The sequence below is a fragment of the Pseudomonas sp. B21-056 genome, assembly GCF_026016325.1.
Lineage (GTDB): Bacteria > Pseudomonadota > Gammaproteobacteria > Pseudomonadales > Pseudomonadaceae > Aquipseudomonas.
The window spans coordinates 5,594,319-5,607,724 of sequence record NZ_CP087203.1; the positions used below are offsets into that span (position 1 = coordinate 5,594,319).

Annotated in this window: 11 protein-coding genes; all 11 read right to left on the reverse strand. The window is 59.1% G+C overall.

Translation table 11 applies throughout. From position 1 onward, the window contains the following. Positions 1-103: 103 nt before the first annotated feature. The 11 genes from LOY67_RS24365 to LOY67_RS24420 all read right to left on the reverse strand — a co-directional run bounded on the left by LOY67_RS24365 (position 104) and on the right by LOY67_RS24420 (position 13,389). Positions 104-865, reverse strand: coding sequence for a DKNYY domain-containing protein (locus tag LOY67_RS24365; protein ID WP_265064789.1), 762 nt, complete (start codon positions 863-865; stop codon positions 104-106). Positions 866-1,369: 504 nt separating this feature from the next. After that, on the reverse strand, positions 1,370-2,782 hold the full coding sequence (locus LOY67_RS24375) for an aldehyde dehydrogenase family protein (RefSeq protein ID WP_265064790.1): 1,413 nt from the start codon (positions 2,780-2,782) through the stop codon (positions 1,370-1,372). Between the two features lie 3 nt (positions 2,783-2,785). After that, entirely contained in the window at positions 2,786-3,835 is a 1,050-nt protein-coding gene (locus LOY67_RS24380) for a homoserine dehydrogenase (protein ID WP_265064791.1), read from the reverse strand. A gap of 350 nt (positions 3,836-4,185) precedes the next feature. After that, positions 4,186-5,418, reverse strand: coding sequence for a group II intron reverse transcriptase/maturase (ltrA, locus tag LOY67_RS24385; protein WP_265064420.1), 1,233 nt, complete (start codon positions 5,416-5,418; stop codon positions 4,186-4,188). 652 nt (positions 5,419-6,070) lie between these two features. After that, the gene (locus tag LOY67_RS24390; protein WP_265064792.1) at positions 6,071-6,508 is read right to left on the reverse strand and encodes an Lrp/AsnC family transcriptional regulator; all 438 of its coding nucleotides are present in this window, start codon (positions 6,506-6,508) and stop codon (positions 6,071-6,073) included. Between the two features lie 9 nt (positions 6,509-6,517). After that, on the reverse strand, positions 6,518-7,897 hold the full coding sequence (gene thrC, locus LOY67_RS24395; protein ID WP_265064793.1) for a threonine synthase: 1,380 nt from the start codon (positions 7,895-7,897) through the stop codon (positions 6,518-6,520). Between the two features lie 16 nt (positions 7,898-7,913). Further along, positions 7,914-8,804 carry a LysR substrate-binding domain-containing protein gene (locus tag LOY67_RS24400; RefSeq protein ID WP_265064794.1) on the reverse strand — a complete coding sequence of 297 codons (891 nt, stop codon included), beginning with the start codon at positions 8,802-8,804 and terminating at the stop codon, positions 7,914-7,916. A 41-nt stretch (positions 8,805-8,845) separates the two neighbouring features. Then, a complete protein-coding gene (locus LOY67_RS24405) occupies positions 8,846-10,276 on the reverse strand; it encodes an amino acid permease (protein WP_265064795.1) in 1,431 nt (476 codons plus the stop codon). 151 nt (positions 10,277-10,427) lie between these two features. Next, positions 10,428-11,702 carry a cystathionine gamma-synthase family protein gene (locus tag LOY67_RS24410; RefSeq protein ID WP_265064796.1) on the reverse strand — a complete coding sequence of 425 codons (1,275 nt, stop codon included), beginning with the start codon at positions 11,700-11,702 and terminating at the stop codon, positions 10,428-10,430. Between the two features lie 488 nt (positions 11,703-12,190). Further along, on the reverse strand, positions 12,191-12,568 hold the full coding sequence (locus LOY67_RS24415) for a hypothetical protein (protein WP_265064797.1): 378 nt from the start codon (positions 12,566-12,568) through the stop codon (positions 12,191-12,193). Between the two features lie 680 nt (positions 12,569-13,248). After that, a complete protein-coding gene (locus LOY67_RS24420; RefSeq protein WP_265064798.1) occupies positions 13,249-13,389 on the reverse strand; it encodes a hypothetical protein in 141 nt (46 codons plus the stop codon). Positions 13,390-13,406 lie beyond the last annotated feature (17 nt).

Sequence of the window (13,406 nt, forward strand, 5' to 3'; positions counted from 1 at the left end):
GGTGGGTCAGTTGGGTTGGTGTTGGCGGGTGGATCGCTATCGCGAGCAGGCTCGCTCCCACAGGGGATTGGGGGTGGCTTGGGGTCGGTATCGATGCTTGGGGCTATTTGTAGCTGTAGGTGTGCGAGCCATGTTTATCGACGTAATTCAGGACGATGCCGGGCTCCCAGCGCTTTATTCGAAAGGTGGCGGCATCGGCGTTGATCGCTACGCCATCCAGGAACACGGTCTTGCTGTTGCGTGCGATGACGTGTTGGCCCTGTCGGCACGAGGCACCGCTGCCATAGGGTTTGGATGCGATGATCCGGAATCCTTTTGCCGAGCCGACAATCTTGCCTCGGTGATAGAGGTTACGAACATCCATCAGCAGATACTCGTCCACGACTTTCAGCGAGGCGATGTCTACTGGTGCCGCAGTGGTGTTGTTATCGGTCCGTTCGCCATCGTAGTAGAGGCTTTCCTGGTCAGCCGCGAAGGTCATCCCCGCGAAAGGCTGGATAAAACTGGCGGCATGCACCGTCGGTGTACCTGCGGGATTCTTGAGTTGGGTTCCCTTGTAGAAAACATTGTTGCCGTCGGTGTAGTAACTGGGGCGTTGAAGAGGTCCGCCGTCACGCCATGGGCCGGTGTTGTCGGTTTGAGCGGGCGTATGAGGACTCGCCAGGTGGAAACGTGAGACATCGACGCCCTCGACGTTATTGATCAATGTGGCCTCTATCGCTCCCGCCCTTCCGGGAGTCACCCATTGGTAGACCAGTTGGCCGTTGACCAGGGCGTATTGCTGTTCAACCGGCGCAGGGCTGCAGGCTTGGGCCAGATGGCAGGAAAGCAGGCAGGTTGCAGCGACGTAGCGAATGAGGGTCATCGTTGGTCCGTTCCTGTCTTTGAGCCGCTGCTTATAAACGCCGAGTCATCAGGCATTGCTCTTTCCCCCAGGCCTCGAAGCGCTCCAACTCTTCCCAGCCAAGCTTGGCGTAGTAATGACTTTGACGGTGGGTGTGCAGGTACAAGGTGGTGAATCCAGCCTCTTTCGCATGGTGACAAATGCCTTCGATCAACTGCGGGTCGAGGCGTATAAGTCGGCGGATTCTGGCTTGGTTGGGAGAGGTGGCGCAAGGCGGTGTGAGGGGGGGGGGGGGGTTGTCATGTCGTCGAAAGTCGATTTTGAGTACATGTTTCGTTGTCATGTCGTCAAAAGTCGATTTCGAGTACACGTTTCATCGTCATGTCGTGGGTAGCGACATGAGAATGGGATGTGGCGGTGGGTCAGTTGGGTTGATGGTGGCTGATGGATTGCTATCGCGAGCAGGCTCGCTCCCACAGGGGTTGGGGTTTGGCCGGCCCCTCCCCTGACGATTAGCCCGAGCCATCAACCCAACGTATTCAGGCACACCACCTTCGGCTGGGTCATTTCCTCATACGCAAACCGCACCCCTTCCCGGCCCAGGCTGCCGTACTTGGAGCCGCCGAACGGCATCGCATCAAAGCGAAAGTCGGAGGAGTCGTTGATCATCACCCCACCGGCTTCGATTCGCCGTGCAGCGCTCATGGCGGTGGCGAGGTCGTTGGTGAAGATGCCGGCATGCAGGCTGTAGTCGGGTTCGTTGGCCAGGGCGATGGCTTCGTCGAAGCTGTCGAAGGGCTGCAATACCACCACCGGGGCGAAGACTTCGTTGCGCCAGAGGCGGCTGGCGTGGTCGACGTTTTCCAGGACGGTGGCGGCGTAGCAGGCGCCGTGGCGGTGGTGGCCGCAGAGTAAGGTGGCGCCTTCTTGCAGGGCTTCGTTGACCACCTGTTCGGCGTTTTGCGCGGCTTGGGGGGTGATCATCGGGCCGATGTCGGTGTCGGCCAGCAGGGGGTTGCCGACGACGAGGGCGCGGGCCTGGTTGACGAAGCGTTCGCGGAAGGCCTCGTAGATCGGTGCTTGGATCAGCAGGCGTTGGGTGCCGATGCAGTTTTGCCCGGCGGCCCAGAAGGCGCCGGACAGGCAGCTTTCAACGGCGGCGTCGAGGTCGCAGTCGGCCATGACGATGACCGGTGCGTTGCCGCCCAGGTCCATGGCGAGTTTTTTCAGGCCGGCGGTGCGGGCGATCTGTTCGCCGGTGATGAAGCCGCCGGTGAAGGAAATCATGCGCACTTCACGAGCGGCGACCAGGGCCTTGCCCAGTTCGGCGCGGCCGGTGGCGACGGTGACCACCGATTCGGGCAAGCCTGCCATGACCAGGTAGGAAACCAGTTTGAGCGCCGACAGTGGCGTCAGCTCGGACGGTTTGAGGATTACCGCGTTGCCGCCGGCAATGGCCGGGCCGAGTTTGTGGGCCACGAGGTTCAGCGGGTCGTTGTAGGGCGTGATGGCGACGATCAGGCCCAGGGGCTCGCGGGTGAACCAACCCTGGCGCGACTCGGCGCCTTCATAGGCATCGAACGGCACCACTTCGCCGGCGTTGCGCCGGGCTTCTTCGGCGGACAATTTGAGGGTGTTGATGCAGCGTTTGACTTCCTTTTCGGCCTGCTTGAGGGTCTTGCCGGCCTCGTCGACGATCAGCCGGGCGAACGCCGGGGCATCGCGTTGGATATTCAGGGCCGCTTGTTCGAGGATGCTGGCGCGGCGATGACGGGGCAGCGCGGCGCAGGTGTGTGCGCCGCTGCGGGCGGTCGCCAGCAACTGCGGTACCTGGGAGGCGCAGACGTCCGCGACGGTGCCGACGATGCTGCCGTCAAAGGGGTTGAGGACGTCGATTTGCGGCTCCGCCACGGCCAGGGCCAGTCGAGATACGTTCATGGGTTACTCCTGGTTGCGCGCGGCAGACTGGTGGATGGCGATGATGTCCGAGAGCAGCGCGAACGCGGTTTCCGTGCGCCCTGCCCCGGGGCCGGACACCGTCACCGCGCCGAGCAGTTCGGAGGTGAACGACACGGCGTTGGTGGCGCCGCCGACGCTGGCGAGTGGATGGTCGTTGCTCAACAGCCGCGGTTCGACGCTGGCGCTGATCGAGCCGTTGGCGTGGCGGGTGGCGGCGCCGATGAGTTTCCAGCGGGCGCCGTCCTGGCGGGCTTTTTCGATGTCGACGAGGTCGAGGGAAGAGATGCCTTTGCAGCTGACGTCGTTGACCTTCAGCTTGGCGTCGAGCAGTTCGTTCGCCAGGATCACCACTTTCAGGCGCACGTCGTGCCCTTCGACGTCTGCCGTCGGGTCGGCTTCGGCATAGCCCAGTGCTTGGGCCTTGCTGACCGCTTCGGCAAACCCCAGTCCGTTTTCCATACAGGTGAGGACGAAGTTGGAAGTGCCGTTGAGAATCCCTTCGAAGCCAACCATCGAGCTGCCGGCCAGCGACTGCTTGGCGACGCGAATGACCGGCGTACCGCTCATCACCGAGCCTTCATATTCAAAGGCGACGTGGTTGCGACGGGCCAGCGCTTTGAGCTCGGCGCCGTGCAGGGCAATCGGTCCCTTGTTGGTGGTGACGACATGTTTGCCGCCTTCCAGGGCCCAGCGGCAGAACGAGGTGGCGGGCTCGCCGTCCACCGGGTTGGTGAAGGTGGCTTCGGCAATGATGTCCGCGCCGCTGTCCTTGATCACGGCTTCATTGAGGGCTTCGGCGCTGCCACCCGGCCACTGCGCGAAGGCGCCCTTGGTGGCCGGCAGCTTGGCGAGGAGTGCGGCGTCCAGGCCTTCGCGGCCCATGACCGAGCCGAGAAACAGGTCGGTCACGCCGACGATTTTCAAGGTGAAACCCAGTTCGGTTTTCCAGCGGTCGTTACGCTCGGCGATCAGTTGCGCCAATGCCCGGTTCACACCGCCGAAGCCGACCAGCGCCAGTTTGTATTCAGTCATTTTTGTTGTGTCCCTTGATCCGGGTGATGGGTTGTCGGGATCTAGGTTAGGGGGGTGGGCTGGGCAGTGAAATATGCCAATTTGCTCTATTTTATGGGCGTTTTGACCAGGGGTTACTTGGCTCGATCGTTCCCTACGCTCTGCGTGGGAATGCATCCCGTGACGCTCTGCGTCACTTCCCAGAAGCAGAACGCGGAGCGTCCCTGGCGGCATTCCCACGCGGGAGCGTGGGAAGGATCAACGCTCTGGCGTAGCACATAACCCTGATTGGGTGGAGGCAACAAGCTGGTGCTCGTTGCCCCTCCCACACCACCGGACGTGCGGTTTTCCGCATCCGGCGGTTGAACAGCTCAGCAAACTGCTGAGGCGAAGTCCTGTGGCGTCCACAGTCCCCAACGTTGCATTACCTTCAGACTCATCGCCTGATGCATCACCGGGTGGCGCGCCGCTCGCCAGGAACCGTCGTGAAAACTCACTCGCGTAAGCTGGCGATTTGAGATACCAAGTCCGCGCAGTTTGCGTATTCGACCCTCACGACTGTGCCAGCGTTGCCAGAAACATTTGCGCATATGTCGGCGGGTCCATTGAGATAACCCTTTGAAGTCGTCCTTCACCCAACGGAAGTATTCGTACCAGCCTCGGACGTAATCCCCCCATTGAGCGATAAGCTCAGTGCTCGTCAGGCTTTGCCTGGCCGACCAAAGCTCGCGGACCTTCTTGCGGTATTTCTTCACCGTCTTGCCCGACAGCTGCCCATTCCCTTGTTCGTCGATGTTGTAGCCAAGGAAGTCGCGATCCCAAGGACGGCCCGTTCCACTTTTGCTGGCGCTCACCTTAAGCTTGAGGTGTTTCTCTATCCAAGCCGTCACACTCTTCAGCACACGGTCCGCGCTGCGTTCGCTGGTGACGTAAATCATCAGGTCGTCAGCGTAGCGGCAGAAACTCAGCCCTCGGGCCTCCAACTCTTTATCCAGTGCATCCAGATAGAGATTGGCAAGCAGCGGACTTATCGGTCCCCCTTGTGGCGTTCCTGCCGTCCTTTTGACCCGCTGGCCGTCCAACAACATATCCGCTCGAAGCGTCTGACCCAGATACCTCATCAGCCGCTTGTCATGGACATCCTGGGATATGAGGCTCATCAGCCTGTCGTGGTTGACCTGATCGAAGAAGGCTTCGATGTCGATATCAACAACCCACGTCTTGCCTTCCAGAACAAAAGCTTTGGCCGCTCGTATGGCATCGAGATTGCTCCGGCCGGGCCGAAAACCGTAACTGTGTTCGCTGAACCTTACATCCCACAGTTGAGTCAGGAGCTGTTGAACTGATTGCTGGATCAAGCGATCCTGCGTATTCGCTATGCCCAACAGCCGCTCCCCGCCTTGCGGCTTGGGGATCCTGAGGCCTTTGATCGGTCCCGGTTTGTAGGTCCCATCCAAAAGCTTGCCCTTGATGGCCGGCCAATGCGCTTGCAGGTGCGCTTCAAGCTCTTCGGTAGTGATTCCGTCGACCCCTGGCGCACCCTTGTTCGACCGGACCTTCTTGAGCGCTCGGTGCATATTCTCCTTTTCGACGATCGTTTCCATGCAGATTTCGCTAAACACGTCTCTAATCCTGTTCCGTCTGCCTACTGACTCGCCCCCTCCTTGCATGTGTTGATCGAGGTCCACTCGACTTCTCCATGCCTGGCCATCCCGCTACATGCCACATGGCATTTCCGGGTGCAGTTTCAAAGGGCTCTCGCTTTGTAGGCAGTAGTCTATGGTGAGTGTTTCTGTTCTTCAGCCCTTCGTTCCAGATCCATTACGATCCTTCTTCACTACTACGGCTTCTGCTGACTTCTCGTGGGCTACGCCCACGAGATCTCCCCGGGTAAGGTGCCAAAACCTTCGGCTCGGGCCGCCAAGCTCTACCTGATGCGTCTTTCGGTGACCGTTGGATTTCGTGGCTCCCAGCACACTTATCGCCCGCATCCGGCCTCACTGCTTGTTCGTGTTCCTGCGGTCGCGCCTTTGCTACACGCTTCTTTCAGGATGGCCTCGCGGTTTCCCCCTTGCGTTTCACTACAGTTCTTGTCACTCATTCTGGTCACCACTTCTCAGGTGACTGGCTTTGGCCCATGCCGGGCACACTGGGAGCGAGCCTGCTCGCGATAGCGGTAGACCAGCCGACTTCGATGTTGACTGAGCTGACGCTATCGCGAGCAGGCTCGCTCCCACAGGGGTTATGTGTCGGGCTTCAGATCACTGACGACAGTACGAATGAGGTGACAGTGTTCTCCACCCCCGGCAACGCGGAGATTTCCTTCCAGACCCGATGCACCCGCTCCGGGCTCGCGGCGCCGACCCGCAGCATCAGGTCGAACTCACCACTCATCACATCGCACTGAAGCACTTCCGGCATGGCTTGCAGGGCCTGCAGCACTTCCGCACCGCGCATGCGGTCGTAGCGGTAGACGAAAATCACCGCGTTGATGTTCGACGATGCCGCGAGCCCCTCCCCCGTTCGCACCGTGTAACCCTGAATCGCCCCGTCGCGTTCGAGCCGTTCGATGCGTTGGCGCACGGCGTTGCGCGACAGGTTGACCTTCGCCGCCAGCTCGGCGTGGGCGGCGCGGGCGTTGAGGCGCAGTTCGGCAATGATGCGTTCGTCGAGCGGGTCGAGAATTCGCTTCATGGGGCCTCCTTACAGCGCACCGAGCAGTTGATGGAGAGCACTGAGATCGTCCGGCTGGATGCGATTGATCTGCGCCGGGCCATGCTCGGAAACCAGAGGCTGTTGCGCCGCAATGGTGATCCCCAGCTCACCAAGCAACGTTGCCGATTTGGCCGGCGAGATTTCCCCCAGGGTCACCATCGGCGCCACCAGGCTTCGCCGGTACAACCTGGCCGCGAGCACACCGGTGGCAGTATGCGGATCAATGACGTAACCGGTGTCGCGGTACAGCGAGGTGATTTCTTCGAGTGTCTGTTCATCGCTGACGGCGTAGGAGTCGATGATCATCCGCGCCTGCAGCCAGAACTCGTTGGCGATGGTCATCTCACCGCTGGTTTCGAACGTTTCCATCAGCGCGCTCACCGCCTGGTCGTCATGCCCGTAGAGCTCCCAGAGAAAGCGCTCCAGGTTGGAAAAGATCGACAGGTCCATGGCCGGCGACAAAGTCTTGTTGGCGCGCAACCGAGAGTAGTGGTTCTTCAGGAACAACTGGTGCAGCGCGTCGTTCTGGTTGGTTGCGACGATCATCTGGGTGATCGGCAAGCCCATCTTCTGCGCAATGTAACCGGCATAGACCTCGGCAAAACTCGCCGCCGGCACACTGAAACCGATGGGCCGCTGGCCGCCGCCCAATTGCAGTACGGCGTGGAAATAAAACACCAGTTGCGCCAGCACGCCGACCCAGTTGCTGGAGTTGAAACTGATCGCCTCGTGCCCAGTGCAGGGCCAGTGCCGGAACAAGCGGCTGACGAGGGTCTGGCATTCGTCGAAACTGCCATCGACGGCAAACTGGTGAACACTGGGATGCGCCACCGCCTGGAGGTGCTGGCGTTGATCGTGGGGCACGCCGGCTTCCGGGTAAATCACCACCACCACGGTTTCTTCGCAATGCTTGAATGCCTCGATGGCCGCCAACCCGGTATCGCCATTGGTGGCGCCGATCACCACGGCGCGGCGATCATGTTTGCGCAGGAAGTGTTGCACCAGCCGAGCCTGGAGCTGAGCGGCAAAATCCTTCGAGGAACGGGTCGGGCCATGGAACAGTTCCAGGACCCATTCGTTGCGATCCACCTGATGCAGAGGCGCCAGGGAGCGATGGCTGAACTGGCTGCCGGCCTCCTTGAGAATGCGCTTGAGATCCGCCTCGGCAATCGTCTCGCCCACGAACGGGCTCATCACCCGATAGGCCAGTTCGTCGTAGGACAAGGTCGACCAGTTGGCAATCTCCTGGGGTTCGAACAGCGGCAGTTCCAGCGGCACGAACAGCCCGCCGTCCGGGGCCACGCCCGATAACACGACCTTTTCGAAATCGACCTGCACGGCCGAATTCCGGGTACTTACATAGCGCATGGTTGGCTCCGGCCATTCATTTGAAACGGTGTGCCTGCTCGACCAGCCAGGTGGCAAACATGACGGCGTCAGGGTGCTGCTCGGTCCCGGAACCGCGGACCAGGTAGAACGATTCGCTGGCTTCGATGCGCTGGGAAAACGGCTCGACCAGCCGTCCATCCTCAAGCATGTCAGCGACCATCGACGACCGGGCCAGGGCGATCCCCTGCCCCAGCTCAGCCATGCGCAAGGTGCAGACCAGTGTGTCGAACTGCATGCCCGTCGAAGAATCGACGCCGTCCGCACCGACCATGTTCAACCAGTAACCCCAACCTTCTTCGTAACCCAGTACATGCAGCAGCGGATGCTTCGCCACGTCCGCCGGTTCCTCCACTGGCGAACGCGCCATCAGCGCGGGCGAGCAGACGGGGAACAGGGTGTCCCAGGTCAGTCGCTGCGACACCAGGCCTGACCATTGACCATGACCCCAGCGAATTTCCAGGTCGTCCTCGCCATCCAGCTCCTTGACCCAGATGTTGCTGATGTAGCGGATGTCGACCTGAGGATGGGCCTGGCGAAAGTCCACCAGTTTCGGCGCCAGCCAGTGCACGAAAAACGCCAGGCTGCCGCGGACCTTGATCGGCCGGCGTTTGTGCTGGCCGAAGATCTCGTTGGTCCCCACCGCCAGGCGCGTGATCGCATCCTGCACCACCGGCAGATAGGACTGGCCTTCCTCGGTCAGTCCCAAGCCACGGGGAAGGCGTTTGAACAGCGCCACCCCCAGGTGACTTTCCAGCTGACGGATCTGCTGGCTCACCGCGCCCTGGGTCAAGCACAACTCCTCCGCGGCGTGGGTGAAGTTCAGGCAGCGGGCCGACACTTCGAATGCCCGCAGCCAGTTCAACGGGGGTAACGGTTTCTGCTTCATGATCCTGACCTCATTGGCTGCCCTTCTCCCGGGCACGCCGACTAGATCGCATCGGACGGCTGTGCCAACGGGTTCACCTGCAAGCGTTGCTCGCGGCTTTTGCGGGTAATGAAGTACACGAAATAGCACCAGGCGATGAATGGCAAGCCGAAGTACAACGCCACCCGCTGTTCCGGATCGAACGCAATCCCGACACACGCCAGCCCGCAGGAAGCCAACGCCCCCAGCGGCACCCACGGATAGCCACGGACGCGGAACTTGAGGTTGCGCACGTCACCGCCATTGGCGACGTAGTGACGGCGGAAGGCGATCTGGCTGGCGGCGATGCTCATCCATACCACCACCACGGCCAGCCCGGAGATCGACACCAGCGCCAGGTAGATGGTGTCGGCGGCAAACACGCTGCTGAGCAACGAGGCGGCGCCGCCGGCCATGCTGACGATAATTGCATTGAGCGGCGTGCCCATGCGGGTCAGGGCCGAGAACTGCTTGGGCAGGTGCCCTTGGTCGCTCAGGGTCCAGAGCATCCGCGAGGCGGCGTACAGGCCGGAGTTGGCGGCGGACAACAGGGCACTGATGATCACGAAGTTCATGATGTCGGCGGAGTACGGAATGCCGATGTAGGTGAACACGGTGACGAAGGGGCTCTCGACGATCCCGGCCTGCTCGCGGGGCAACAGGGTCGACAGGACGAAGATGGTCCCGACGAAAAAGATTGCCAGGCGCAGCACGGTGGTGCGGATGGCACGCGGCACATTGCGCTGGGGATCCTTGGTTTCACCGGCGGCGATGCCGATCAGTTCCGTGCCGGAGAAGGCAAACGAAACCGCCAGCAGCGTCATGGCAATCGGCATGAAACCGGTGGGGAAAAGTCCTTCACGGGTGAAGTTGCTCAAGCCGATGCTGTGGGCCTGGTCGATGTGCAGCAGGCCGAGAATCGCGCCGCCGCCGATCAGCAGGAACGCCACCACCGTCGCCACCTTGACCAGGGATAACCAGAACTCGGTTTCGGCGAACAATCGCACCGAGACCACGTTGCTCAGGAACACCACGCAGGCGAACAGCGCGCTCCAGATCCATACCGGCGTGTCCGGAAACCAGCGCGCCATCAGGATCCCGGCGGCGGTGAATTCGGAGCCGATGGCCACGGTCCAGGTCAGCCAGTACAACCACGCCACGGTGTAGCCGGTGCCCGGGCCGAGAAAGCGCGTGGCGTAGGTGCTGAACGAACCGGTTTCCGGCATCTGCACCGCCAGTTCACCGAGGCACATCATTACCATGTAAACCATCAAGGCGCCGATGATGTACGCGATCACCGCGCCCAACGGACCGGCCTGGTTAACCGTGTAGCCGGACGTGAGGAACAGCCCGGTGCCGATGACGCCACCCAATGCCAGCATGACGATATGGCGCGTTTGCATTTCCTGCTTGAAGCCGACCCGCGTATTGAGTTGTTCTTGTTGTGTGGACATGGTTGTTCTCATGAAAGTCGTGAGGACACGCATCGACCTCTGCGCCCAGTTACGGCGCAGATTCAACACGGGTCGTCATCCGGTTTTATTATTATTCCTATTCATGAACGCCCCGCTGACCGCCTTGTCGCGGGGGTCTGACGCTGACACTTCAGTTGGTTGTTTCGATGCAGACTGCTTGGGTTGATTGCATATCTGTTTGCGCCCGTTGTTCCCGCGAAGCCCGGACAAAGGCGAATGCCTGTTTCAGATCGTCGAGCAGATCGTCGGTGTCTTCGATGCCCACCGAGACCCGCACCAGCCCTTCGGAGATGCCCAGGGCCAGCCGTTCCTCCAGGGTGTTTTCAACATGGCTGGTGGTGCGCGCCGGGCCATAAATGGTTTCCACCGCACCCAGGTTGCCGGCGCAGTGGGCAAAGCGCAGACGAGGCAAGAGCGCCGTGACGGTGTCCATGCCACCGACCAGAACGAAGCTGACGATGGCACCGAAGCCGGCCATCTGCGCGCACGCCACGGCGTGGTTCGGGTGGCTGGGCAAGCCGGGATAGTTGACCGACTCCACCAGCGGTTCGGTGCAAAGAAACTCCGCCAGGGCCCGCGCGCTGGCTTGCTGCTGACGCATGCGCAGCACCAGGGTTTTCATGCCACGAATGATCAGGAAGGCCGAGAACGGGTCGAGTGCCGCACCATTGATTTCCCGGTAATGCCGCACCTTGGTCATCAAAGACTCGCTGCCGCAGACCAGGCCGCCGAGTACATCGCCATGGCCGCTGAGGAACTTGGTCGCACTGTGAATCACCACGTCCACGCCCAACGCTAGGGGGTTCTGGTTGAGCGGCGTGGCGAAAGTGTTGTCCGCTACCACCACGGCGCCGACCCGCTTGGCCGCCGCCACCAGGCGCTGGATATCGAGGATCTTCAGGGTCGGGTTGGTCGGCGTTTCCAGGTACAGCACCTGGCAGCCCTTGGCGATCTCCCGTTCGATCTCCTCGTGATCGATGGTCTCGCACAAGGTCGCCTCCACGCCCATGCGCGGCAGGAACTCTTCGAAAATCTTGTTGGTGCCACCGTAGCTGTCCTTGGTGGACACCACCCGATCACCCTGGGCCAGGAATGTGTAGAGCACGCTGCTGATCGCCGCCATGCCGGTGCTGAACGCCACGGCGGACTCGGCCATTTCCAGCTCGCGGATCTTGGCTTCGAGGGTCTCGACGGTCGGGTTGCTCATACGGCTGTAGATAAAGCCCGGCGCCTTGCCCAACGCGACGTCATACCAGGCGTCGATGTCGTTGTAACCGTAGGCCGCGCTGACCACGATAGGGGTTTGCGTGGCGTTGTAAGGGTGCCTGACCTGCTCACCACCCCAGACCGCCCGGGTTCCCGCTCCTGCGTTATCAAGCCCTGCGCTGTCAGGTTTGTTATTCATTGAGGCTACTCGCACTTAGGGGGTGAACGCTCAGTCATTCACCGGATCTGGCAGCCAATATAGGGAAAAGAAAAGCACCCGAGAAACGATGTTATCGGTGCCAAAGGTGTGCTTTTTTTAATGGCTGGGGGGTGCAGTTATTGACACCAACGCAGCGAGTCTCATCCGGCGCAGAAGTGGTTCAGGGGGTTAGTTGCGGAGATGGCTGGGCGGGGTTGATTTTGCATTCAATGTTGCTGGTGTCTGGTACACCGCTATCGCGAGCAGGCTCGCTCCCACAGGGGATTGGTGGTAGCCGTGGCTAGGCCTTCCACGTTGGAACGGAGGCTGCTACCCCCAAAGTCACCCCTTAAGTCACCCCTTAAGTTGAAGGGCTTCTGAAAGCAATACGGCGTGAGCTCGCACACAAAAATCTGACAGCCCGTGTCAGTCGTCATAACGCTGAACGTTAATTCGGTAATGTACCGCACACAGCTCCTACAGCCTTCCTACATAAAACTTACATTTACTCTATCAACCTTTATTTTTACGAATTTCCCATTCAACTCAGGATAATCAAAGTGAATACCTTCATCTGGCAAATCAGTAAAAGTCTCAAACACCTCTCCATTTAGGAATCCGTAAAAAAAATAGGAAAAACCTTCGTTTGCTTTTTCTATGCAGACGTTCGTTTTGGGATTCTCTCTCACTTGATATGTTTCGGAATAATCAATTGAAAGTTCTACAGTGTGCATTTCGCCCACCTGAATGAGATTTGGGCAATAGTTAGCGAAGCACTCGACACTCTCACCGCATATCAAAAGCGTCACGCTTTCCTCTATGAGTTCATCTATAGCCAAAACTTTTACTTGCTTCAGATTATTCATATGGCCTTATCGTTCTGTCTTGAGGATTACCATTAATAGTTTTCCAAAAATCCTTTCCTGGCTTTGCATGCCACGTAGCGATCTATCGAGAATTGTGCCTCCAATGAAAACTTCGCTGAATCAAGATTTTTCTTTCGGTTGAGGAGGTAGCTGGACGGATTTGATTTGTATTCAATGTTGCTGGTGTCTGATATATCACTATCGCGAGCAAGCTCGCTTCCACAGAAGCTGATGGTGCAATTGAGATTCGGGATCATCCGCGATCAGTGTGGGAGCGAGCCTGCTCGCGATAGCGGTGCGTCAGTCGATAGAAAGCTGAAGCATAAATCAGATGATTGAGCTTCTGAATCCGGATCTTATGACATGGAGAAGTCTCGTACAGACCACAAGAAAACGCCTAACATCCCTATAGTCGATATTTACTCATCCACATCTCTTATAGAATCCATCCATAGGAAAAAATAATCTTTCTGTAGCTGGGGATCGCTCACTATGTCCTGATCCTCATACTGAAATATATTGACGAGATTACTACTCGAAACACGTCTACCTAAAACACACTCGTAAGCTGCTATTCCCGAAGACATCTGAGAAGACATGCTAGAAGGACGAACATTACGCTTGGCTCCCTTGCATAAAAATTTTACATCCGCGTGCTCCTTGATTATTGCCCCGAGACATTAATACACATCCACTCCCAAATATTTTTTTGACCAGCCATTTTTAAAGGTCAGTAAAATGGTTGACCTCCCCACACTAACATCAAACCGCGCCTCCTCTTTCTGACCGTCTTTGATAATTGAAATAGTTTGCTTCTTCACTTTTACCTCCTCCGCAG